This window comes from Mesorhizobium sp. M4B.F.Ca.ET.143.01.1.1, from assembly GCF_004792275.1.
In the GTDB taxonomy this organism is placed as follows: Bacteria; Pseudomonadota; Alphaproteobacteria; order Rhizobiales; family Rhizobiaceae; genus Mesorhizobium; species Mesorhizobium abyssinicae.
Genome location: NZ_SRSR01000002.1, coordinates 153,127 through 173,065, shown reverse-complemented (window position 1 = coordinate 173,065; position 19,939 = coordinate 153,127). Strand labels below are relative to the sequence as shown.

The following is a 19,939-nucleotide window of genomic DNA, read 5'->3' as shown; positions in this document are numbered from 1 at the left end:
ATGGCCCGGTGAATGCAGGGAGGGAGGGGCGCGATGCGGCTTGATCGGAATCTCTGTCATTTGAGGATATGGGCCGCCATCGCCGTGATCGCGCTTTTGCCCTGTGCAGCGTCGGCCGGCCCCATCACGCCCGAGCGCATCGCCGCTTCCTTGCCAAAGCTCGAAGCGCTGGCCGAGGCCGCCGTGACGGACGGTGCCGTCCCCGGTCTGGCCATCGCCGTCGTGCATGGCGACGAGGTGATCTTCCTCAAGGGGTTCGGTCATCGCGAGGCCGGCAAACCCGAATCCGTCGACGCCGACACAGTGTTCCAGATCGCATCGCTGTCCAAGCCGGTCTCCGCCACCATCGTCGCGGCATTGGTCAGCGATGGAGCCGTGTCCTGGAACTCCAAGATCGCCGATCTCGATCCGGCTTTCCGCCTGGCCGAGCCCTATCCGACCAGCGAGCTCACCATCCGCGACCTGTTTTCACACCGCAGCGGCCTACCGGGCACCGCCGGCGACGATCTCGAGGACATCGGCTACGACCGCGCCGAGATCCTGCGCCGCCTGCGCTTCGTGCCGCCGTCGTCGAGCTTTCGCGCCGGCTATTCCTACAGCAACTTCGGGCTGACCGAGGGGGCCGTCGCGGCCGCAATGCCGACAGGCAAGTCCTGGGAGGAGGTCGCCGAGGAAAAACTCTACCGTCCGCTCGGCATGGCCTCGACCAGCTCGCGTCATGCGGATTTCGTCAAGCACGCGAACCGCGCCGCACTCCACGTCAGGGTCGATGGCGCCTGGGCCGCGAAGATCAGGCGCGATCCGGATGCGCAGGCGCCCGCCGGCGGCGTCAGCTCCACCGCGCGCGATCTCGCGCAATGGGTGCGCCTGCTGCTGGGCGACGGGGTCTATGCCGGCAAGACGCTGATTGCCGCCGATGCGCTGGACCAGACGCATGTGCCGCTGATGACGCGCGGCAAGAACCCGGTGTCCGGCGGCGAGTCCTTCTACGGCCTCGGCTGGAACGTCGAATTCGGCCGGCACGGTTTGAGCTGGGGCCATGCCGGCGCCTTCAGCGTCGGGGCGCGTACCCTGGTGACGATCTTCCCGAAGGAGAAACTTGGCATCGTCATCCTCGCCAACGCTTTTCCGACCGGCGTCCCCGAAGGGCTGTCCGACAGCTTCGCCGATCTCGCCTTCGACGGTTCGGTCGAGAAGGATTGGGTCAAGGCATGGGACGCGATCTATTCCGGCATGTTCGGTCCGGTGGTCGAGGCGGCCAAGGCCACCTTTGCCGTCCCGCCGTCGCCCTCGAGGCCGGCCCGACCGGCCAGCGCCTATGCCGGCCGCTACGCCAACGACTTCATCGGCGAAGCGCACGTGTCGAGCGCGGGAGACAGCCTTGTCCTCAAGGTCGGGCCGGCCGGCGCCCGGTCCTATTCCCTGACGCATTTCGACAACGACCTGTTCCTGACCTACCCCGATGCCGAGATGCCGGACAGGCCGACGGGCGTCAGCTTTGCCGTCGACCCCGACGGCAAGGCATCGGCGATCACCATCGGGTTTCTCGACGACAATCATCTCGGCACGCTGCGGCGGGTGGGCGACTAGATTGGCCGAGACAGGTCATCCTCGTCGGCCTGCCTGTTCACGCCGGGTCGCGAAGCAATCGCGGACTGTTGGTTCACCGTGTTGATGCACGTCGCAGCGATAGCAGGCACCTTTGCGCTTGCCTTGAAGGCATTCTATTTTGCAGGGTGGTAGCGGCTCGTGGGCATAAAATGTCGGTACTGCCTTTCCTGAGAATTTACGCGCCGCTCAACGCGGTGCTGGCTGCGCCTGGGCTTCTGGCGGTGGCTGCGCTCACGATACCCGACATGTCCGGACGCAGCAGACTGGCCTTGGCTGCCGTGCTCGCTGTCATTTGGGGCGCCTATCTTCTGCAACTGGCTGGGACGCTGCTCAAGCGCCGGGCGGGAGACGTGCGGAACAGGACGCCTGAAATCGCCATCGATGTGCTCGCGGTCTTGGTTCCACTCGCCGCATTTCTGCTCGTCCGTACGCCCGACCGCAGCCTCTACTGTGCTGTTTGGCTGCTGAAACCGCTGCGCGACTCCACTTTCTTCCCGGTGCTGGGCAGGGTGCTGGCCAACGAAGCGCGCAATCTGATCGGCGTCACCACGCTCTTCGGCGTCGTTCTGTTCGGCGTCGCGCTCGCGGCCTATGTCATCGAGCGCGACATCCAACCGGAAAAGTTCGGCAGCATCCCCCAGGCAATGTGGTGGGCGGTGGTTACGCTGTCCACCACCGGCTACGGCGACGAGATTCCGGAAAGCCTCGCCGGCCGCGTCCTTGCCGGGTTGGTCATGATGAGTGGCATCGGTATCTTCGCGCTCTGGGCCGGCATTCTTGCCACCGGCTTCTATCAGGAAGTCCGTCGCGAGGATTTCGTCCGCAATTGGCGATTGGTCGCCGCCGTGCCGTTGTTTCAGAAACTCGGCCCGGCCGTGCTGATCGAGATCGTGCGCGCGTTAAGACCGCGCACGGTGCCCGCGGGCGCCGTGATCTGCCGCATTGGCGAGCCTGGTGATCAGATGTTCTTCGTCGCGGAGGGGCGCGTCAGCGTCGCGACGCCGAGCCCGGTGGAGCTTGGCCCTGGCGCCTTCTTCGGTGAGATGGCGCTGATCAGCGGCGAACCGCGTATGGCAACCGTCAGCGCCGCAACGGCGGTCTCGCTCCTGTCGCTGCACTCGGCGGATTTCCAGATGCTGTGCAGCAGCAGCCCGGAGATCGCGGAGATCATCCGCAAGACCGCGCTCGAGCGGCGCGGCGCGGCACCGATGGCTTGACCGCACCAGGTGTGCAGTCCCGGACTGTTTCATCGATCCTGAGTCCTCACGAAGAGGATGCGACGGGAAGGTTGCCAATTGCATGCCGATGCAGATCCTTGCTGCGACACGTAGTATTGGCTTCAACGTGGGAGCAGCAGGGAGGAGACCTTGACGCGAGGCGCGAAAAAGCATCGCAAATACGGCTGATTGGTTATGACGTATGTATTCTCGCAGATGTGGTATTGGCCGTCCGGGGATTCCTGGACGCGCTCGCGCGGAATGTTGAAGCCATGCGGCAGGTAGGTGTATCCGCCGTCGGTCCTTGACCGAACCGAGGACTGAGGTATGGCGCGGCAATCATGACCACCGCAACACTTGAATTTCGTCAGCGGGTCAATCTTGTCTTCGTACCAGTCATGCGCGTTGGCGCCCGTCGTGGCGGCGATGCATATTGCCGAGAAGATGAGCCGTCGCATGGCGTTCCTCACGCATTCGGCGGGCGCTGCTCGCTCGCGCGTCCATGTGCAGGTGACGCTTCACTGAAAATAGCATGCCCCCGCCGGTCGTCCACTCACGACGCCTGCCCGTAGCGGAGCAGTTTGAAGCAATCGCCGCTGCCCGACTTCGTCTGCGCCAGCAGCGGCTTCGATCGCTCGATCCATTCCTGCTGCGACCTTGCATCGGCCTCGATGGCCTCGACCGGGGCAAGGGCGACGAAGCCCTTGCCCTTGCTGAACAGCCAGCAGGCGCGGGCGAGAAATCGCCTGCTGCGCTGGCGCAGCAGGTCGGCATCGTAGAGGATGTCGAGCATCTCATGCTTGATCTTGCTCTCCTTGTCGGGATTGGCCACGGCAGCCTCGATCGCCTCGCCGCCGATAGCATCCTGCAGATCCTTGTAGTCCAGGGCGAGCTGGGTGGTGGCGTATTTGATCTCGTTCTCGTCGCGCACGATGTTGAACCAAAGCGTCGGATCGAGCTCGTTGACGACGAACGACGTCTCGAAGTCGCGCGACAGGTTCAGGATGTCGAAGTCGCGGACATCGACGTCGCGCTCGACGAGCTGGATCTTGGCGACCTGCTTGCCAAGCTCGGGTCCTTCGGCGCTGATCGCGGCGTTCTTGCCGCCGAGCTCGGGACTGACATAGGCGCCGCCTTCATCCAGCACCTCGTCGAATTCGCCAAGCGTTTCGACGACGGGCGCGCCACGCGCAAGGCGCGCCGCCAATTTTGCCATGACCTGCTGCAGTTCCGTCTCGCGTCTGCGCTGGTCCTGATAATTCTGCTGGAAGAAGAAGATGAACAGCGACACGCCGATGCCGATCAGGATCACGCCCAGCTGCGAAAAGATGTTGCGGTAATATTCCAGCAGCTTTTCACGATGGCGCACGTCGTCGCGCACGCTGTGCGCCACGCGCAGATTGACGATCAGCGACAGGATCAGCAGCCCGGCGCCAACCAGGATGAGGCCGCCGATGAGAAGGTAGCCATGGCCTGCGCTGAAATCCATTGGCTTGCCCCGAAAGCCCAGCCTGCGCAGATTAATACCATTTCGCTCAAATACCTATGGGCAGGGCAGCTTCGTCGCCCGACTTGTACCGCCTACGCCTGTTTGCGCCTGCCCGTTCGCTTCTTCGCGGGCGACCTGGCCGCGGGGCTGGCTGCCTCGACAGCTTGCATGGCAAGCCTGGCCTGCCTCAAGCGTTCGGTCTTTCGCTCGCGTTCGGCCGCTTCACCATCGATGATCTGGCGGGCCGCCCTGGTCGTGGCGTCCTGCTTCGTTTCGATGGCAGTCGGCTTCGGCTTGAATATTCCTTCGGGTACCGGCTGTTGTCGCATATGACGGTCTCCAATGATGAAAAGAAAAAAGGCCGGGCGAAACCCGGCCTCTCCTATGCGCCTCGATGATCGGTGCCAGTACATCCGTGGTCAACGACCAGAAGCGCAATCTCCTTACGCAGCCTGAAGGTTCTCCGCCGAACTCTTGCCGTTGCGGTTGTCCTTCACGATTTCGAAGCTGACCTTCTGTCCCTCGACGAGGGACCGCATGCCGGCGCGCTCGACGGCCGAGATGTGCACGAAAACATCGGGCTGGCCGTTGCCGACCTCGATGAAGCCAAAACCCTTGGTGGCATTGAAGAACTTCACGGTTCCAGTATTCACGACGATATCCTTTCAATCATCCATAGATAAACTGCTCGCCGCACAGCCTGCGCGGCAAACGATTTCAGATCGATTTTGAGAGGAAGATCGCCGAGAGCGCGGATTGCGCCAGAACAAGGTTCAACAAGCAAGATCGATACTTGCAACATAGAGCGTTGTGGGTCCGCGAACAAGGCGTAGTGTGAAAATAATTCTTTTTCTCAAAAAGATAGGCCGGTTTCGGTTTGGCTATTTTCATTCGCCTGGAGTGACTCGGCCACCATGGGCCAGGGGTCGGAGACACCAGCCAGGCTGTCAATCTACCCCAAGCTCGGAAGATGCCCGCAGGGCGGAGAGAGGCGCGAAGGATCGCGGCGATCGACCAACAGCAGCGACAGGCAGTTGACCCGGCCGGCCATACGCTCGATAGCTGCGCGCGAACCGCTACCGAGCAACTCCCCGATGACGACAGACGCCAAATTCAACGACATGAACGCAAGCGATCAGCGCGCCGCCGATCCCGCCTGGCAGGACGATGTCCGCGCCGGCGTGCGCCATGTGCGCGATCTCGCCGCGCTGCCGCTGTCGCCCGCCGAGCGCGCGGCCGCGCAGGAAGCCGCGGTGAACCACAAGGTGCGCATCCCAAAACCCTATCTCGACCTGATCGACTGGAACGACCCAGGCGACCCGATCCGCGCGCAGGTGATCCCGTCGCCGGACGAACTGGTCGAGGCGGAAGGCGAGCTCGACGATCCGATCGCCGACCATGCCTACAGCCCGGTGCCGCGGCTGACGCATCGCCATGCCGACCGGGTGCTTTTGTTCCCGACCTATCAATGCGCGGTCTATTGCCGCTTCTGCTTCCGCAAGGAGTCGCTGACCGCGATCGGCCGCGGCTACACCCGAGAAGCGCTCGAAGAGGCGTTCGCCTACATTGCCGATCACCCTGAGATCCGCGAGGTGATCCTGACCGGCGGCGACCCGCTGTCGCTGCCCGACAAGGCGCTTGGCGAAATCCGCGCCCGCATCGAGGCGATCCCGCATGTGCGGCTGTTGCGCATCCACACCCGCGTGCCTGTCGCGCTGCCCTCGCGCATCACCGCCGGGCTGGTCGGGGCGCTGGACGGCAGGCTGATGGTGACGGTGGTGACGCACTTCAACCACCCGCGCGAGATCACCGACGCCACCGAAGCCGCTTGCCGCCGGCTTAGGCAGGCCGGCTTCGTGCTGCTCAACCAGAGCGTCCTGCTCAAAGGCGTCAACGACAGTGTCGAGGTGCTGGAGGAGCTCTGCCGCGAGCTGATGTACCGGCTCGGCGTCAAGCCCTACTACCTCCACCACGGTGACCTCGCGCGCGGCATGGCGCATCGCCGCACGACCATCGCCGAAGGCCAGGCGCTGGTGAGCGCGCTGCGAGCGCGCCTCTCCGGCATCTGCAACCCGACCTATGTCATCGACCTGCCCGAAGGCGGCGGCAAGGTGCCGCTGGGACCGAGCCACATCGAGGGGTGTGACGGGGAGACCTGGCGCATCCGCGGACACGATGGGAAGGCGACGGCGTACAGGGAGGTGGTGAGGGAGTAAGTTCGCTGGAAGCGCTTGCCTCTGGCTCCTCCGTTGGAACCAGCCTTACGGCTCCGCATTTTATGAGCGGGGGCTGAAGGAAGCGTGGCGTGAAACCTCTGTTGGGAATTCTGGGCGGCTTCGTGCTGACCCTCACGATCTTCGCCAGTGGACTGGCCTTCGCCACCTGGCTGCTGGCCGCCAAACCGGTAGGCGTGGTCGCGCCGAGCCAAAGCGTGGCCGAGCTCTGGACCAGAAACGCCGAGCGGGTCGGCGCGGCCAAGCAGGCTCTCGAGCGCGTTCCCGCCCGCCCGGTTCCGGCCGACCCCAAGCCCGCCGATGCCGCAAAGCCCGAGATCGGGCCCGAGGTGACCGCCTCGATCGAGCCGCCGGCGGACGACGGTCAAGCTCCTGGCGAGGCGCCGGCCGCAGCCGCGGAAGGCGCGGAGGCCACTATGGACTTGCCGGCCTCCCATGTCGAATGGTGCGAAAGCCGCTACCGCTCCTATCGCCTCGACGACAATAGCTACAGGTCCTACAGCGGCGAGCAGCGCCCCTGCATCTCGCCCTATCTCGATGCCGGCGCCGCCGACCAGGGTTACGTCAAGGTGCGGGACACTTCCATGAAGGCCGCCGCGATGGATGGCTTCGCCACCACCTACCAGGGCTGGCCGGGCGACGACACGTCGGGCGAGGGCGCGTCAGCCGGGGTTTCCGCCGACCATATCGACTATTGCTTCAGCCGCTACCGCTCCTACCGCCCGGAAGACAACAGCTACCAGCCCTACGACGGCGGCCCGCGCCAGCAGTGCGAGTAAGCGCCCCGCTAATCCAGCACCCTCTCGTCGATCTCGTCGATGCTTCTCGTCCCGGTCAGCGCCATGGTGACGGATAGCTCCTTGCGCAGGATCTCGATGGCCGTCGCCACACCGGCCTCGCCGCCGGCGCCGAGGCCGTAGATATAGGCCCGTCCGACCAGGCAGCCGCTGGCGCCGCGGGCGAGGGCCCGCATCACGTCCTGGCCCGAGCGCACGCCGCCATCGAACAGCACCTCGGTTTCTGAGCCGACCGCCTCGACGATCCGCGGCAGCTTGGAGATCGTCGACGGCGCGCCGTCCAACTGGCGGCCGCCATGGTTGGACACCACGATGGCGCTTGCGCCGGCCTTGCTGGCGGTGCGTGCGTCCTCGGCGTCGAGGATGCCCTTGATGATGAGCTTGCCCGGCCAGATGCTCCGGATCCATTCGACGTCGCTCCAGTTGAGCGTCGCGTCAAACTGGTGCGACACCCAGTCGGCCAGTTCCTTGACGCCCCGCTCGCCTTTCACATGGCCGGCGAGATTACCGAAGGTCCAGCGCCTGGCGCTGAGCATGCGCCAGGCCCAGCCCGGCCTCGCCGCCATGTCGAGGATGTTGCGCAGCTTCAGCGACGGCGGCACCGCAAGCCCGTTCCTGATGTCGGCGTGGCGTTGGCCCAGCACCTGCAGGTCGACGGTGAGCACCAGCGCGCCGCAGCGGGCGGCGATGGCGCGCTCGACCAGCGAGCGCACGAAGCCGCGATCCTTCATCACATAGAGCTGGAACCAGAATGGTTTTGCGACCGCCTCGGCGACGTCTTCGATCGAGCAGATCGACATCGTGCCGAGCGTATAAGGCACGCCGGCGGTCTGCGCGGCGCGGCAGGCGAGGATTTCGCCATCGGCCCACTGCATGCCGCCTAAGCCGATCGGCGCCAGCGCGATCGGCAGCGCGGCTTTTTCGCCCAACATCGTCGTCGCGGTGTCACGTTGCGCGACATCGACCAGCACCCGTTGGCGGAAGGTGAGCCGCTCGAGATCGGCGCGGTTGGCGCGCAGCGTCTGCTCGGAATAGGCGCCGGCCTCGACATAGTCGAAAAAGGCCTTTGGCACGCGCCGGCGGGCAGCCTGCCTGAGGTCCTCGATGCAGGTCATGCCCTTGAGCGGCGCCGCCGCGGGTGACGCCCTGGCCCGGTCGCGAACCACTGCTGCTTCACTCGATTGTTGGAGTTCGGGTACTGCGGTGATCAGCCTGTCCATCGTCGTCTCCCAACGAATATTAGCCACTGCTGATAGTGCGGGCCCATTGAATGCGCCGTCGCCGGCGATGTAAACTCACTAGCGAGTATACATTCGAGCGCTCCCAGCCCCGTGCCCCGATCGTCCGACCAGACCAGACCAGCGATACTGCAGGCGGCCTACAAGCTGTTTCGCCGCCGCGGGTTCTTCCGCGTCGGCATGGACGAGATCGCGGTCGCCGCCGGCGTCACCAAGAAGACGCTCTACTACCATTTCGACAGCAAGGACGCGCTGCTGACGGCGGTGCTCGCCTCGCAGCACGAGCGCGCCTTCGCCGAGTTCCAGACCTACGGCATCGACCTGTCGGGCGGCGCCGAGCAGCTGATCGACAAGCTGTTCAAGGGACTGGCCACATGGTCGGCCAAGCCGCGCTGGGCGGGATCTGGCTTCACTCGCCTCGCGATCGAGCTCGCCGACCTTAACGGCCATCCCGCGCGCTCTATGGCGCGCAAGCACAAGGCGCTGATGGAACGGCAGCTGGCGAGCCTGCTTGCCGAGGCGAAGGTGCCGTCGCCCGGCGAGCGGGCGCGAGAGCTGTTCCTGCTGGTCGAGGGCGCCATGGTGATGATCCTCGTACACGGCGACCGCGACTACTGCACGGCGGCAGCGGAGGCCGCGAAGCGGCTGGTGATGGGACAGCCGGCAGGTTCCTTGGCGATTGGCGAAATCGATGGAGCGTAATCTCCCCCTTGAGAGGGAGATAATCGGCAGACCAGAGGGGGGGGTGCCTCGCGCCGGCTTCCCAGAGCGCAACGCCCACCACCTCAGCCGGCGATAATCTTCCCCGGATTCATCACATTAGCCGGATCGATCATCTCCTTGATCGCCCTGGCCAGCGCCTGCTTGACCGGGTCGACGTGGCGCTCATAGGCGTCGCGCTTGTCGAGGCCGACGCCGTGCTCGGCCGAGAACGAGCCGCCGCTTGCCTGCAAGCCTTCATAGAGCACGTCCTCGATCGCCTCGTGCAGCGCGTGCGGGACCGGCCCGTCGGTGTTGATCGAGATGTGCAGATTGCCGTCGGCGAGATGGCCGAACACATAGGGCGCGTAAGTCGCGTCGATTGCCTTCAACCCGGCCTCGATGCGCGCCACATAGGCATCGAGCCCGCCCGCCGGCACCGACACGTCGAAGGAAGGCGGCAGATGGTGCATGCGCTCGATCATCTCGGTCTCCTCGCGCAGCCGCCAGATCGCCTCGGCCTGCGCGACCGAGCTGGCGATGAGCCCGTCGACGATGCCGGCTTCCTCCCAGATCGCCGCCAGCCCATCCTCCAGCGCTTCTCGCGCGGCCTCGACGCTGTCGGCGCCGAGCTCGAGCACCAGCAGGCAGGGGGCATCCAGCGGCAACTGGCCGGGCGCGAAGCCGAGCATGCGGTTCATGGCGGCCGCGAAACGCTGCCACAGGATCTCGGCGGCGTTGAGCCGCGTCTGGGTACGCTCCAGGAAATGCCGCACGATGCGCTGCGCGCTGGCCGCGTCCGGCACGCCGACCAGCGCCGTGGCGCTGGCGCCCGCCACCGGATCGAGCCGCAAGGCGACGCGGGTGACGATGCCGAGCGTGCCTTCGGCGCCGATGAACAGGTGCTTAAGATCGTAACCGGCGCTGGTCTTCAGCACCCGCGTCAGGTCGGAAAATATGCTGCCGTCGGGCAGCACTGCTTCGAGGCCGAGCACGCGATGGCGCATCGTGCCGTTGCGAAAGGCCATGATGCCGCCGGCATTGGTGGAAACCATGCCGCCGATGGTGCAGGAGCCGCGCGCCGCAAGGTCAATGCCGGGATCGAGCGCATGCGCGGCCGCCGCCTCCTGCAGCACCGAGAGCGGCGTGCCGGCTCCGACGATGGCGACACGCGCGAACGGGTCGATCTCTTCCACCCTGTTCAGGCCGCCGAGGTCGCAGATGATCTGGCCTTCCACAGTCGCAGCGGCCCCCGTCAGGCCGGTGCGCCCGCCCTGGGCGACGAGGCTGAGGCCGCGCGCCGCGCAGAATTTGACCAGCGCCGCGACGCCTGTGGTGTCGACCGGCCGCACCAGCGCGGTGGCGCCGAAATTGCGGGCATCGAAGCCAGGATCGCGGGAGGCGAGCTCGGTGGAGTCCCAGACGGTGGCGTTGGGGCAGGCGGCGCGGAGGGAAGGCAGGAGGGACATGCAGGCTCCAGGGGTTTGGGCGCTCTGACGGCAAATGACCTCACATTCACAACCGCGCTGGGCTGTGATGCGCTGGCCGCTCACACTTGACCGGTGGCTTAGCCAAGTAGAATGCCGACGACAATCATCATCTGAGGCCGAGGCTAGCCCAAATGCCCTTTGAGATGGCGTGTCACAGGCGCTTCGACATAGCTGAAGATGAATACGGCGACGATGGTGACAAGCAGGGGTGTGGCCACCAGGACGAGGACATGAACGACGCGCGAGGTCGGGTCGAGCGACACGATCTTCTCGGACGCACCATTGACGAACTGGTGGCATAGATAGATGGCAAAGGTGCATCTGGCGACGAAATTGACCGACGCCGACCGCACGACATGGCCCGACCGCTCCAGGATCACCGTACCGAACAGCAGCAGCGCTGCCGGCAGGCCAAGCCCGACGGGCCGTGGCAGGTCCGCCCAGAACATCGGCCTCAGCACCACCGCCGCCATGCCGATGCCGAGCGCCAGCAGCGCCCATCCGACGGCGCGATCCTGCGCCGGCCAGCGCTGCTCGCCTCCAAGCGCCTTGTAGATCAGGACGCCGAAGGCGAAGTCGATCAGGATCGGATCGGTGTAGGCCGCAAGCGCCGGGTTCTCCGGCTGGAATATCCTGCCGAGCAGCACGAGCAGGACGACGAAGGCCGAGGCCAGGTAAGCGGCATTGCGACGGCTCACCGCCAGGCAGGCGGCCATGATCAGGCTGAACTGGACGATGATCACCAGCGTCCAGGTAGGATGCAGGATCGGATAAGGTCCATAGGGGATAAACAGCATCGACATCACCAGCTCGCGCACGGTCGGCGTGCCGTAGCCCGTCACCCAGTCCTTGGCGAAGAAGGCCGCCAGCGTAAACAGCCAGTAGAGCGGCAGGATGCGAATGGCCCGGTCGCGCAGATAGGCCGGCGCCGTCCTGCCCGGCCGACTGAGCACATGTGCCGAAAGGAACCCCGACACGACAAGGAACAGGTCGGTTCCGAAGCGCAGCATATCGACGATGGTCGACCCGGCGCCGATGGCGATGAAGACAGGCTCGAGATGGACGTAGACGATGCCATAGGCGGCTATGAGCCTGAGGATCTGGATATTGTTCCAGAACAGCTTTTCCCGCGACGCCGAAATCTGCCTGGTGGTGAGTTCGTATTCCTCGCCGATCCGTGACGAGACCCCCGCCACTCGATTGCTCGCCGTCCCCGGCAGCGGCGAGCCGGGCAGCCGGCCCCGGTCACCATGGAGGGCCGGATAAGCCCGCAGAAGAAGCATGAAGAGCATGCTTGCGGCCAGCGCCGCTAGCCCCAGGGTGACGAATGCGAACACAGCCCTCATCGGGTCAGTCCAGGGTCACGTGCTTTATGCAGCGGCACGTGTTGCTCCGCCGGGTTGCCACACCGTAGCCGGACTCTAGGCGTGTCGCGCCGGGAAAAGAACAGGCGCATAGGTATATACCCATATGCACCGCGCTACCGCTTTCGGATGCTGGATCATCCGGGCATCAACCGATGATTGCGTAGATTCCTGGGATCGTTCGGCCGCGCCGGGCGTTTGAGCAAAAGCTGAAATGGAGGAACCGACAATGGGTGACGATCGGCTGGAGAAGATCAGGCAGCGTGCCTATGAAATCTGGGAACGCGAGGGCCGTTTGTTCGGCAATCACGACCGGCACTGGAGCCAGGCCGAGGCGGAAATCGACCGCGAGGCGGCCTTGCCGCTGACGGCCGATGACGCCCTGCCGGAAACCCGCAAGATCGCCAGCACCGACATACTGACGGTCGAGGAACTGGCCATGCGCACCGGCATAACCGGCGACGAGGCGCAAGAACTGATCGACAGGCTGGGCAGCGACCGCGCCGCGATCGAGGCCGCCGCCCGCAGCCTCAAGGCGAGACGGCGGCTTTAAAGCAATTCCAGGAAAAGTGCGTGGCGGTTTTTCGTCCGGAATAGCGCTTGTCGAAAGCAATTCCAGGAAAATGCGCGGCGGTTTTCCGTCCTGCAACTCAGGAAAAATGAGCGACGGCCTTCCGCCCGCAACTACGCACGAACAAATAGCTTCGGCTTGCTGAGGAAACCGGGAACAGGGTGGCGTCGCTGTGCGTTGATCTCAGCAAGGAGATCAAAAATGTCTATGCCGAAAACGTCTGTGCACAAGGAAGACTACCGGACAAATCGGGCCGACTACCTGATCGCCAAGGCGCCGATCCCCAAAGCGGAGCCGAAACCGAAGAAGAGGTCGTCCCGGCTTGGTGAGCAGCGCTCGGCCCGGCTCTCGGAGAGCCCTTTGGAGACGGTGGCGAGACCGCAACCGCGCCGCTAGCCGCCTTTCGCCGGTGGCCGGCGGGGCCGCCTTGGCCCGTGCTGACCCCGTCCTCTGTTCTGTCGGAACTCTTGGTGCCTTCGCAGGTTCATCCTTCATAACCCCGAAGGAGACCACGCCATGGATCACACCAACCACGTAAGGCTCACCAATGCCGAGCTGACCCCGGCCATCCTCGAAGGCGCGACCATCTACGGCCCTGACGACGAGAAGATCGGCTCCGTCGACCACATGCATGGCAGCCAGGTCGTCATCGACGTCGGCGGCTTCCTTGGCATCGGCGCCAAACCCGTCGCGGTTCCCGCCATGCAGCTCGATTTCATGCGCGACGAAGACGGCGACGTCCACGCCGTCACCTTCTGGACGAAGGACCAGCTCGAGGACATGCCCGAGCACCAGGACTGAAAGAGGGGCCCGGCACGGCCGGGCCTTCCTCTTCGGGAGAAACACGATGATCCGAAAACTCAAATCCGGAAAGTACCGGCTCTATTCGCGCAAGAAGGACGAAAAGACCGGCCGCCGCCGTAACCTCGGCACCTTCGACAGCCGCGAGGCGGCCGAGAAGCACGAGCGGGAGGTGCAGTATTTCAAGCGGCATTGAGCGGGCAAGACCAGGAATTGGCAGGCATGCCGTCAACCTCGATACGCAAGACGGATTACGATCCGGAACGCCGCATCCTCTCGGTATGGTTCGTGGCAAGCGGCAAGCACTATGAGTTTCAGGGTGTTCCGCCGGAGACGTTCGCGGCATTCCGGTCCGCCTTCGCCAAGGGCCGGTATTTCAACGACCACATCCGCAATCGCTTCAGCCACCGTCTCGTGCCCGGCGGCAACGCCGATCCCGAATGACCGCGGCTCCGGCTTCAGTCCGGTTTGTCGTTACGCGCCACCGGGGGACGGGGCGGTTCGTATCCCGTCACCAGCTTCACCTGGTCCAGATCGACCGTCACGACCGGCCGCAGGTTCACCGTCACCTTGCCGGCCTGCTCATCGATGCGCGTGACTTCCCCTATCAGCTCGATGTTCTGGCCGTTCCTGGCCGTGCGGTCGGCTATCGAATGCGGATGCCCATAGGTCGGAATGCTGACGCTTACTCGTTCCTCGTCGATCCGCCGCAGTACGGTGGCATGGATGGCAACCTCGTCGCCGACGCCAACGCCTCTCGCGGGTCGCCTGGTTGTCATGCGTCGATGTCCAGCCGCTCATGTTGGACTGGCTGATGCCAGATCACCTGGCGCAGGTCGCGCATGTCGACCGGCTGGGGGCATCCGAGGCAAAGATAGAAATGACAGGCCGGATATCCGTCCGGAGGATTTCCGCGCCGGGTGCCGGCGTTGGGCGGCCCGAGATCGGAAAGATTCGTCATCCGCGCAGCTTCCTGGCCTCCCGCGCCAGCCTTTTCCGGTCATTGCCGTGCTCGCGTATCAGCGCGCGGACCTCATCCGGCGTGATGCGGTTCTGCTTGGCGAAATATCTGACCTCGTACTCCTCGTCGGCTGAGACGCGACCCTGGTCGCGGAAGCCGCGGTTGCTTTTGTCGTCGGCCATTGGTTTCTCCCGAGATATCGTTGCTGCGCTCTGGCTAATATAAGCCGGCACCCCGGACTCCGGTTCCATGCGCGGGCCGGTGGTGGCCGGCCAGGCACCCCTTGAGCGGCGGAGCCGTGATCTCCCGCAACAGAACTGGCGACGGCGCGCGACGCACTCTGCAAGCCATCGGCGACAACATAATGGGCATCACCTTGCGGGCCGGGCTTCAGCCCTGTTTGTCGTAGCCGGCGGTAACCTCGCCCTTGTGTGCGGCGAAGGCTTCAAGCACCTCGGTCTTCTCGGCCTTCGGAACCTTGAAGTGATCGAGCGTCCGCCCGAGTTCGGCCGCGACCTCATCGAACTCCGCCGGCGAGATCCGCAGGTCGCGATGGGCTTCCTCGAGGCCGAGCGGCGTCGTGCCGGGCTTGGTGGCCACGAACTTGAGCGGGCCGCCGGAAACGTCGCAGACCCACAGCGTGCGCATGAATTTGAGGCCGGGCAGCCGTTCGAGGTTCTTGGTGTGCCATTTCCGCAGCTGCGCATTCTTGGATTTCTGGCCGACGATCGGGTTCTTCACGATGGCGTCGCTGAAGTGATCGACCACCGCCGCGATGGCGAACACGCCGCCCAGCCGCTCGTACAGGCTTTTCTCAGGCTTGGCCTGCTCCTGCGCGAGCGCGTTGTTGGTGACCACTACAGTCGTCGATGCGGCGGCGACCGCCAGCGCGACGACGCTTCGTCTTGTGAGAGAGGTCGAAACAGCCGTTTTCATCTCTGGTTCCTTCGCGTTGGGCCAGAGCAAGCCGCGGCCTGGTCTGGCGGCGTCAATGATTTGATTTTCGGATATGTCCACTTTGCCTTACCCGGCATGGTCCGCGGCATTAACGAGCGCCGCGCCCGACTAGTTCCGTTTGAGCCGGCTGGGCGAAGGACCGGCAGCGCGAAGGCGAGGGGCATGTTTGCAAGCGGCATTTGACCATGCCGGCGCGGTTGGGGCTCGAAACGGTCCCGGCCTACCAACCGCACCGCTGGCTTCGCAGCTCCGATTGCGCGGCGATTCCCCGCATCGTGACGTTGTATCCGGCAGTCTCACCCGGTCGGCGTGATGGCATCAGGCCGCCCTGGGTTCATGCGCCCTGTCGACCCGGCGGCGGATCACGCGAAGTCTGCCTTTCTCGTTCACCCCAAGCTATCCCAAGGCTTTATGGGTGCCGGTGGGCGCGGGGTTGGAAAAACGATGACGCAACGTGCGCTGATCACATGCGTTCTATTGGGAGGACCGTGCCCGATCTGACGGGCCGGCCTCATGCGCTGAAAGATCGGAGGCATCGGGATGTCCAAGTTCAAAGAAGCTCTTGAGCGCGGAAAGGAAGCCCGGAATCAGAAGAGGAGAGGCGCCGACAATGCGAGGGCTGCGGAGCGAAATGTGCCTGTGGCGGACTTTGAGGCGCAAGCGAGGGCCTGGCTGGATGACGTCGTGGTTGCATCGTTGCAAGCGGCCAATGCCGAGGTCGCTGGCGAGGTGGCTTTCGACATAGACACCGCATCCGATCGCTTGGTCAAAGCATCGACACCGTCGATGCGGTTCGAGATCTACAGGAAGCGGCAATCGGAAAATGCGGTCAGAAGGATGTTCACAGTCAGTGTCGAGGTGAGCGGAGCGGTGTCCGTGTCGGCCCCCGGGATGGTAGCGAAAGACGTCGGAAACATAGGCGACAAGTCTGACGCAAAGTTCCGCAACCTGGTCGCGGAATTGATCGAGGAGGCGGCAAAGGGCACCTAGCCAGCCCTTCGCGCCTGCCCTAGATACCCGCGCCATGCCCCAACGCTACGGCATAGAAGAGACACCTGAAGGCACGTGGGACATCGTCGACGTCTTCACCGGTTTGCCGGTCGTCGAGGACGGCGTCCCCCTGATCGACATGCCCATCGAAGAGGCCGACGATCTGGTGGGCCTCCTCAACCGACGCGACAGGGAGCAGCGGGGCATGAACGGCATCTGATCCCGCCGCGAAAAGCGGCAGCCTGCCTGATACCGGATTGAGACAGCGCTGAAACACGTCGCCGACAGCGGCGGCATTCCTGCGAAACGCCCCGGAGGGAAAGTCATCGCTTACCAATCCCAGGAGTACGCCGATGACACCCGACCAGATACGCCTTGTCCAGGACAGCTTTCGCGAGGTCGTTCCGATCCGCGTGGCCGCAGCCGCCTTGTTCTATGAACGCCTGTTCGCCATCGACGGCGATCTCCGGGCGCTGTTTCCGGAGCGCGACATGACCAAGCAGGGCGCCAAGGTGATGGCGGCGCTGGGTTTCGTCGTGCACGGGCTGGACCGCGCCGAGACCATCCTGCCCACCGTGCGCGATCTCGCCAGGCGCCACGTCGGTTACGGCGTCGAGGAACATCACTACCCGATCGTCGGCCAGGCCCTGATCGAGACGCTCGCTGCCGGTCTCGGCGACGCCTTCACGCCACCGGTGCGCGAGGCCTGGGAGGCGGCTTATGGCTTGCTGGCGAGCGTGATGATCGAGGCAGCGAGGGAGGTGCAGATCGCCGCCTGAGGGGGTGCGCGATGCACTGCAGAGGACGTCCCGAATGGTCATGCCGCGCAGCTGCGTCGGCATGACCATTTTCGCCAAGTCGTTGGCCTCCTGCGGGCTTTCCGACTCTGTGGGTTTCGATGTTCCTCAAGCGATCTTGACGTGCCGCGTCACCTGGCCATTGCTCTCCCAGTACGTATGCTTTTTGGCGATCAAGGGATCATCCATTGCTGGTTGGATCTGGCCCGTGGCGCTGACCGCGCGCGAAGTCACCGTGTGTTCTCCCGGCGAGGGGTTTGCCCATGTCAGGGACCAGATTTCCCAGGCGTGTTCGGCCTCCTCGCTGTGGTCGATAGTCGCTGGCGCCCAAGGCTCTTGATCGATCTGCACTTCGACCCGGTCGATGGGTGCCCCCCAGGCGGCCCCGATGATCGAGTAGTCCGAGCCTTTCCGGGTGACCTTCGCGGGCGCCGACTTCAGCAGCGCTCGGCCCACCGAGTTCTCGGTCCACACGGTCTCGCCATTGTGGTCTTCCTCCCGGATGGTGACATAGTCGCGGGCCATCAGAAGGCTCATGAACCTGGTGTCGCGAACCTCGATGCGCTTCAGCCACTTGACGTTGGCGATCCCATACCAGCCCGGAGCAATGAGCCGTAGCGGGAAACCGTTGGCCGCCGGCAGCGCGACGCCATTCATTTCATAGCAGAGCAGATTGTTGGGATTCATGGCGTCGGCGAGCGACATGCTGCGCGCGAAGTTCTGCTTCATCTTGACGTCGCGTATCGGGATCTCGCTTTCGTCAGTCCCGAAGAAGACGACCTCGATGCCCTTCTCCAGAACGCCGGCCTCCTCGAGGATCGGCGCGAGCGGCGTCCCTGCCCAGCGTGCATTGCCGATGCCGCCGGTGAAAAAAGGAAACCCGTGGTTGCCTGAGCATTCCACTGTGAACACGACCTCCTGGCGCGGTCGCGCCCTGATGTCGGCGAGCGTCAACTTTAACGGCTTCTTGACCAGCCCTCCGATCTCCATTGACCACGTCTTTTCATCGATCGTTGGTCGATTGAAATGCGAGATGCTGAAGAACTTGTCGTTTGGCGTTATCCAGCTATCCAGATCCTCCCAGACAAGCTGGCTTTGGATACCTACCGGATCGGGATTTTCGGTCGGCTGATCCAGCCACGGAATGGTTTCCTCGCCCGCCTGTGCTGGAAAAGCGTAAGCCCGACGCGAGGCATGGAGAGCAGCGATTGCGACAAGAGCCGCACTTCCTTGAACGAGAAGTTCTCTGCGTTGAAGGCTATGCATGTTGTTACCTCCCAGTTGATTCCGGAGCAGGCTGCAACGTGCGTTAGGCCGTAGCCTGACCGCGGATATGCGACACAATGAAAACTCTGCCCAGCCGAAAGTATCCGGCGGGTGAGACAATCACCGACGCACCTCAAGCATGTGAAGCGTTGGGCGAAACTAGACTGCGTTTCGCAATCCAAGAGTGCGCCCATGAAGAGGACGTGTCCACAACTTGGACGTGACATGATCACTTTGTGGCATTGTACTTTGTGGCATTAGACACCCGGTATGGCATCTGTTTGCGCAACGCCGGACGCAGCCCGCTCGCCCAAATTCATGCGGGCTTCATAAATCCGTTGCGACGGTCTCGTACGTCAAGGGGGCGGTTCTGATTTGAGGCCGCCGCCCCTGGAAAAAGGATGGAAATAATGTCCAAGCTCCCCGCCAAGACCGAAACCATCGAAAACGTCGAATCCCCTGCCTTCGACCCGTCCAAGGCTGTCGAGCAAGTCCGCGCTGTCGCCGAACAGAGCGTCGAGCAGTCGAAGGAAGTATTTTCCAAATTGAGTTCGGAAGCCGAAACGACTCAAAAGGCCGTTGAGTCGACCCTCGAGATGGCCAAGACCACCGGCAACGAGGTCTCCCTGCAGATGATTGCCGCTCTGCGCACGAATGCAGAGGCCTCCTTCGCGCACCTCGAAGCACTGGTGGCCGTGAAGTCGCCGGCCGAGTTCCTCGAACTGCAGACCGCTTTCCTGCAAAAGCAGATCGAAAAGTCCGCCGAGCAGGCCAAGGCGCTCCAGGCATTGATGCTGAAGGCTACCGAGGACGTATCCAAGCCGATCAAGGATGCCTTTGAGAAGGCCCTGAAGGAACGCAAGGCGGCCTGTTTGCTCGAGGCAACCCGAGCCGGCGCCTCGCGCCGGCTCGGCGCCTGGTAGCCGCCGGCCATTCGTAGTGGCCTAATTCGTCCAGATCGAGCATGCAACCTTTTGGCCGGTGGCGGGGTCGCGGACGGTTTTCGCGGCGATGCGGTGTAGGCCAACACGGTTGGATTTGACTTCCTTGCTGGCGAGGTAGGTCGGATCGCCGACTTCCCAATGATAGCGTGTGTTTGTCGGAGCGCGCTGCCAGGTGAACTTCGAGACGTAAGCCACCTGACCCGGAACGGTGTGGTCGAAGCGGCAGTCGATGGTAGCCGGCATCAGCCCCTTCGCTGCCATCGTATTGATGACCGCGTCGGCATTGGCCGCGGTCAACCATGCATCTATGCCGCTGGTCTGGAATGTATCTCTGCCGCTCGTCCGGTACGTCATGCATCCTGCAAGGGATGCCAGCAACAGCGCGCCAATTGTTGCGCTCGCTCTGCCTGCCCACTTGCTGCCTTCGCGCCTGCTGCCTGCCTGATTGATGCGCATGCCCCGTCTCCTTCCGAAAAGGTGGAAATCAGCCGGGCCAGACTGTGCCCGGTGCGG

General features: G+C 64.0%; 27 protein-coding genes. 15 read left to right on the top strand and 12 right to left on the bottom strand.

The features are described 5' to 3' along the window. Nucleotides 1–33: 33 nt before the first annotated feature. Nucleotides 34–1,590, top strand: a complete 1,557-nt coding sequence (locus tag EN786_RS05010) for a serine hydrolase (RefSeq protein WP_127310946.1) — start codon at nt 34–36, stop codon at nt 1,588–1,590. A gap of 170 nt (nt 1,591–1,760) precedes the next feature. Then, on the top strand, nt 1,761–2,828 hold the full coding sequence (locus EN786_RS05005; protein WP_127310945.1) for a cyclic nucleotide-gated potassium channel: 1,068 nt from the start codon (nt 1,761–1,763) through the stop codon (nt 2,826–2,828). A 122-nt stretch (nt 2,829–2,950) separates the two neighbouring features. Here EN786_RS05005 and EN786_RS05000 read toward each other — a convergent pair whose 3' ends face one another. Further along, nucleotides 2,951–3,286 (bottom strand): hypothetical protein, encoded by a 336-nt coding sequence (locus tag EN786_RS05000; RefSeq protein ID WP_127283915.1) that lies wholly within the window; start codon nt 3,284–3,286, stop codon nt 2,951–2,953. 95 nt (nt 3,287–3,381) lie between these two features. Further along, nucleotides 3,382–4,317, bottom strand: a complete 936-nt coding sequence (locus EN786_RS04995) for a hypothetical protein (RefSeq protein WP_127283916.1) — start codon at nt 4,315–4,317, stop codon at nt 3,382–3,384. A 164-nt stretch (nt 4,318–4,481) separates the two neighbouring features. On the opposite strand from EN786_RS04995, the gene EN786_RS38245 reads away from it, so the two are divergent. Continuing rightward, a complete protein-coding gene (locus EN786_RS38245) occupies nt 4,482–4,715 on the top strand; it encodes a hypothetical protein (protein ID WP_189340710.1) in 234 nt (77 codons plus the stop codon). Between the two features lie 45 nt (nt 4,716–4,760). Here EN786_RS38245 and EN786_RS04985 read toward each other — a convergent pair whose 3' ends face one another. After that, nucleotides 4,761–4,970 (bottom strand): cold-shock protein, encoded by a 210-nt coding sequence (locus tag EN786_RS04985; RefSeq protein ID WP_127283918.1) that lies wholly within the window; start codon nt 4,968–4,970, stop codon nt 4,761–4,763. Nucleotides 4,971–5,438: 468 nt separating this feature from the next. Between EN786_RS04985 and EN786_RS04980 the strand changes: the two genes are divergently transcribed. Together EN786_RS04980 and EN786_RS04975 are read left to right on the top strand one after the other, a co-directional pair. After that, the gene (locus EN786_RS04980; protein WP_245478491.1) at nt 5,439–6,533 is read left to right on the top strand and encodes a KamA family radical SAM protein; all 1,095 of its coding nucleotides are present in this window, start codon (nt 5,439–5,441) and stop codon (nt 6,531–6,533) included. Nucleotides 6,534–6,622: 89 nt separating this feature from the next. After that, entirely contained in the window at nt 6,623–7,330 is a 708-nt protein-coding gene (locus EN786_RS04975; protein WP_127283920.1) for a BA14K family protein, read from the top strand. Between the two features lie 8 nt (nt 7,331–7,338). On the opposite strand, the gene EN786_RS04970 is transcribed toward EN786_RS04975, so the two are convergent. Continuing rightward, entirely contained in the window at nt 7,339–8,463 is a 1,125-nt protein-coding gene (locus tag EN786_RS04970; RefSeq protein WP_245494496.1) for an alpha-hydroxy acid oxidase, read from the bottom strand. A 216-nt stretch (nt 8,464–8,679) separates the two neighbouring features. Here EN786_RS04970 and EN786_RS04965 point away from each other — a divergent pair, with 216 nt between their 5' ends. Beyond that, the gene (locus EN786_RS04965; RefSeq protein ID WP_189340697.1) at nt 8,680–9,288 is read left to right on the top strand and encodes a TetR/AcrR family transcriptional regulator; all 609 of its coding nucleotides are present in this window, start codon (nt 8,680–8,682) and stop codon (nt 9,286–9,288) included. An 83-nt stretch (nt 9,289–9,371) separates the two neighbouring features. Here EN786_RS04965 and EN786_RS04960 read toward each other — a convergent pair whose 3' ends face one another. Then, nucleotides 9,372–10,754, bottom strand: a complete 1,383-nt coding sequence (locus EN786_RS04960; protein WP_189524270.1) for an FAD-binding oxidoreductase — start codon at nt 10,752–10,754, stop codon at nt 9,372–9,374. A 143-nt stretch (nt 10,755–10,897) separates the two neighbouring features. Beyond that, nucleotides 10,898–12,121: an acyltransferase gene (locus EN786_RS04955; RefSeq protein ID WP_135908030.1), complete on the bottom strand. Its 1,224-nt coding sequence runs from the start codon at nt 12,119–12,121 to the stop codon at nt 10,898–10,900. Between the two features lie 247 nt (nt 12,122–12,368). On the opposite strand from EN786_RS04955, the gene EN786_RS04950 reads away from it, so the two are divergent. The 5 genes from EN786_RS04950 to EN786_RS04930 all read left to right on the top strand — a co-directional run bounded on the left by EN786_RS04950 (nt 12,369) and on the right by EN786_RS04930 (nt 13,955). Continuing rightward, complete coding sequence (locus tag EN786_RS04950; RefSeq protein ID WP_127283925.1) at nt 12,369–12,692, top strand: DUF2934 domain-containing protein; 324 nt, start codon at nt 12,369–12,371, stop codon at nt 12,690–12,692. A 219-nt stretch (nt 12,693–12,911) separates the two neighbouring features. After that, nucleotides 12,912–13,106 carry a hypothetical protein gene (locus EN786_RS04945; RefSeq protein WP_127310587.1) on the top strand — a complete coding sequence of 65 codons (195 nt, stop codon included), beginning with the start codon at nt 12,912–12,914 and terminating at the stop codon, nt 13,104–13,106. Between the two features lie 120 nt (nt 13,107–13,226). Beyond that, a complete protein-coding gene (locus tag EN786_RS04940) occupies nt 13,227–13,511 on the top strand; it encodes a PRC-barrel domain containing protein (protein WP_127283927.1) in 285 nt (94 codons plus the stop codon). A gap of 46 nt (nt 13,512–13,557) precedes the next feature. After that, nucleotides 13,558–13,707, top strand: a complete 150-nt coding sequence (locus EN786_RS04935; protein ID WP_127283928.1) for a hypothetical protein — start codon at nt 13,558–13,560, stop codon at nt 13,705–13,707. A gap of 26 nt (nt 13,708–13,733) precedes the next feature. Then, nucleotides 13,734–13,955 (top strand): KTSC domain-containing protein, encoded by a 222-nt coding sequence (locus tag EN786_RS04930; RefSeq protein ID WP_127283929.1) that lies wholly within the window; start codon nt 13,734–13,736, stop codon nt 13,953–13,955. Nucleotides 13,956–13,969: 14 nt separating this feature from the next. On the opposite strand, the gene EN786_RS04925 is transcribed toward EN786_RS04930, so the two are convergent. The 4 genes from EN786_RS04925 to EN786_RS04910 all read right to left on the bottom strand — a co-directional run bounded on the left by EN786_RS04925 (nt 13,970) and on the right by EN786_RS04910 (nt 15,408). After that, on the bottom strand, nt 13,970–14,290 hold the full coding sequence (locus EN786_RS04925) for a hypothetical protein (protein WP_127310585.1): 321 nt from the start codon (nt 14,288–14,290) through the stop codon (nt 13,970–13,972). Continuing rightward, nucleotides 14,287–14,472 (bottom strand): hypothetical protein, encoded by a 186-nt coding sequence (locus EN786_RS04920; RefSeq protein WP_127283931.1) that lies wholly within the window; start codon nt 14,470–14,472, stop codon nt 14,287–14,289. The genes EN786_RS04925 and EN786_RS04920 overlap by 4 nt, the downstream gene beginning before the upstream one ends. Next, nucleotides 14,469–14,654: a DUF3606 domain-containing protein gene (locus tag EN786_RS04915; protein ID WP_127310584.1), complete on the bottom strand. Its 186-nt coding sequence runs from the start codon at nt 14,652–14,654 to the stop codon at nt 14,469–14,471. The genes EN786_RS04920 and EN786_RS04915 overlap by 4 nt, the downstream gene beginning before the upstream one ends. A gap of 208 nt (nt 14,655–14,862) precedes the next feature. Beyond that, complete coding sequence (locus tag EN786_RS04910; RefSeq protein WP_127310583.1) at nt 14,863–15,408, bottom strand: group 1 truncated hemoglobin; 546 nt, start codon at nt 15,406–15,408, stop codon at nt 14,863–14,865. A gap of 561 nt (nt 15,409–15,969) precedes the next feature. On the opposite strand from EN786_RS04910, the gene EN786_RS04905 reads away from it, so the two are divergent. The 3 genes from EN786_RS04905 to EN786_RS04895 all read left to right on the top strand — a co-directional run bounded on the left by EN786_RS04905 (nt 15,970) and on the right by EN786_RS04895 (nt 17,198). Continuing rightward, nucleotides 15,970–16,419 (top strand): hypothetical protein, encoded by a 450-nt coding sequence (locus tag EN786_RS04905; protein WP_127286483.1) that lies wholly within the window; start codon nt 15,970–15,972, stop codon nt 16,417–16,419. Nucleotides 16,420–16,453: 34 nt separating this feature from the next. Continuing rightward, nucleotides 16,454–16,639 (top strand): hypothetical protein, encoded by a 186-nt coding sequence (locus EN786_RS04900; RefSeq protein WP_127310582.1) that lies wholly within the window; start codon nt 16,454–16,456, stop codon nt 16,637–16,639. A gap of 133 nt (nt 16,640–16,772) precedes the next feature. Then, the gene (locus EN786_RS04895; RefSeq protein WP_127286481.1) at nt 16,773–17,198 is read left to right on the top strand and encodes a globin family protein; all 426 of its coding nucleotides are present in this window, start codon (nt 16,773–16,775) and stop codon (nt 17,196–17,198) included. A 126-nt stretch (nt 17,199–17,324) separates the two neighbouring features. Here EN786_RS04895 and EN786_RS04890 read toward each other — a convergent pair whose 3' ends face one another. After that, nucleotides 17,325–18,482 (bottom strand): sulfite oxidase, encoded by a 1,158-nt coding sequence (locus EN786_RS04890; protein ID WP_127310581.1) that lies wholly within the window; start codon nt 18,480–18,482, stop codon nt 17,325–17,327. Between the two features lie 410 nt (nt 18,483–18,892). Here EN786_RS04890 and EN786_RS04885 point away from each other — a divergent pair, with 410 nt between their 5' ends. Further along, entirely contained in the window at nt 18,893–19,405 is a 513-nt protein-coding gene (locus EN786_RS04885) for a phasin (protein ID WP_127310580.1), read from the top strand. Between the two features lie 21 nt (nt 19,406–19,426). Here the strand turns inward: EN786_RS04885 and EN786_RS04880 are convergent, their stop codons facing one another. Continuing rightward, on the bottom strand, nt 19,427–19,882 hold the full coding sequence (locus tag EN786_RS04880; RefSeq protein WP_127310579.1) for a hypothetical protein: 456 nt from the start codon (nt 19,880–19,882) through the stop codon (nt 19,427–19,429). Between the last annotated feature and the right edge of the window lie 57 nt (nt 19,883–19,939).

What these genes read in the sequence shown, in the direction of transcription:
- EN786_RS05005 (WP_127310945.1), top strand. Translation starts at nt 1,761, where the DNA reads ATGTCGGTACTGCCTTTCCTGAGAATTTACGCGCCGCTCAACGCGGTG.
- EN786_RS04950 (WP_127283925.1), top strand. Translation starts at nt 12,369, where the DNA reads ATGGGTGACGATCGGCTGGAGAAGATCAGGCAGCGTGCCTATGAAATC.
- EN786_RS04900 (WP_127310582.1), top strand. Translation starts at nt 16,454, where the DNA reads ATGCCCCAACGCTACGGCATAGAAGAGACACCTGAAGGCACGTGGGAC.
- EN786_RS04945 (WP_127310587.1), top strand. Translation starts at nt 12,912, where the DNA reads ATGTCTATGCCGAAAACGTCTGTGCACAAGGAAGACTACCGGACAAAT.
- EN786_RS04910 (WP_127310583.1), bottom strand. Translation starts at nt 15,408, where the DNA reads ATGAAAACGGCTGTTTCGACCTCTCTCACAAGACGAAGCGTCGTCGCG.
- EN786_RS04885 (WP_127310580.1), top strand. Translation starts at nt 18,893, where the DNA reads ATGTCCAAGCTCCCCGCCAAGACCGAAACCATCGAAAACGTCGAATCC.
- EN786_RS04995 (WP_127283916.1), bottom strand. Translation starts at nt 4,317, where the DNA reads ATGGATTTCAGCGCAGGCCATGGCTACCTTCTCATCGGCGGCCTCATC.
- EN786_RS05010 (WP_127310946.1), top strand. Translation starts at nt 34, where the DNA reads ATGCGGCTTGATCGGAATCTCTGTCATTTGAGGATATGGGCCGCCATC.
- EN786_RS04960 (WP_189524270.1), bottom strand. Translation starts at nt 10,754, where the DNA reads ATGTCCCTCCTGCCTTCCCTCCGCGCCGCCTGCCCCAACGCCACCGTC.
- EN786_RS04905 (WP_127286483.1), top strand. Translation starts at nt 15,970, where the DNA reads ATGTCCAAGTTCAAAGAAGCTCTTGAGCGCGGAAAGGAAGCCCGGAAT.
- EN786_RS04920 (WP_127283931.1), bottom strand. Translation starts at nt 14,472, where the DNA reads ATGACGAATCTTTCCGATCTCGGGCCGCCCAACGCCGGCACCCGGCGC.
- EN786_RS05000 (WP_127283915.1), bottom strand. Translation starts at nt 3,286, where the DNA reads ATGCGACGGCTCATCTTCTCGGCAATATGCATCGCCGCCACGACGGGC.
- EN786_RS04925 (WP_127310585.1), bottom strand. Translation starts at nt 14,290, where the DNA reads ATGACAACCAGGCGACCCGCGAGAGGCGTTGGCGTCGGCGACGAGGTT.
- EN786_RS04930 (WP_127283929.1), top strand. Translation starts at nt 13,734, where the DNA reads ATGCCGTCAACCTCGATACGCAAGACGGATTACGATCCGGAACGCCGC.
- EN786_RS04935 (WP_127283928.1), top strand. Translation starts at nt 13,558, where the DNA reads ATGATCCGAAAACTCAAATCCGGAAAGTACCGGCTCTATTCGCGCAAG.
- EN786_RS04980 (WP_245478491.1), top strand. Translation starts at nt 5,439, where the DNA reads ATGAACGCAAGCGATCAGCGCGCCGCCGATCCCGCCTGGCAGGACGAT.
- EN786_RS04880 (WP_127310579.1), bottom strand. Translation starts at nt 19,882, where the DNA reads ATGCGCATCAATCAGGCAGGCAGCAGGCGCGAAGGCAGCAAGTGGGCA.
- EN786_RS04895 (WP_127286481.1), top strand. Translation starts at nt 16,773, where the DNA reads ATGACACCCGACCAGATACGCCTTGTCCAGGACAGCTTTCGCGAGGTC.
- EN786_RS04955 (WP_135908030.1), bottom strand. Translation starts at nt 12,121, where the DNA reads ATGAGGGCTGTGTTCGCATTCGTCACCCTGGGGCTAGCGGCGCTGGCC.
- EN786_RS04940 (WP_127283927.1), top strand. Translation starts at nt 13,227, where the DNA reads ATGGATCACACCAACCACGTAAGGCTCACCAATGCCGAGCTGACCCCG.
- EN786_RS04970 (WP_245494496.1), bottom strand. Translation starts at nt 8,463, where the DNA reads ATGACCTGCATCGAGGACCTCAGGCAGGCTGCCCGCCGGCGCGTGCCA.
- EN786_RS04915 (WP_127310584.1), bottom strand. Translation starts at nt 14,654, where the DNA reads ATGGCCGACGACAAAAGCAACCGCGGCTTCCGCGACCAGGGTCGCGTC.
- EN786_RS04890 (WP_127310581.1), bottom strand. Translation starts at nt 18,482, where the DNA reads ATGCATAGCCTTCAACGCAGAGAACTTCTCGTTCAAGGAAGTGCGGCT.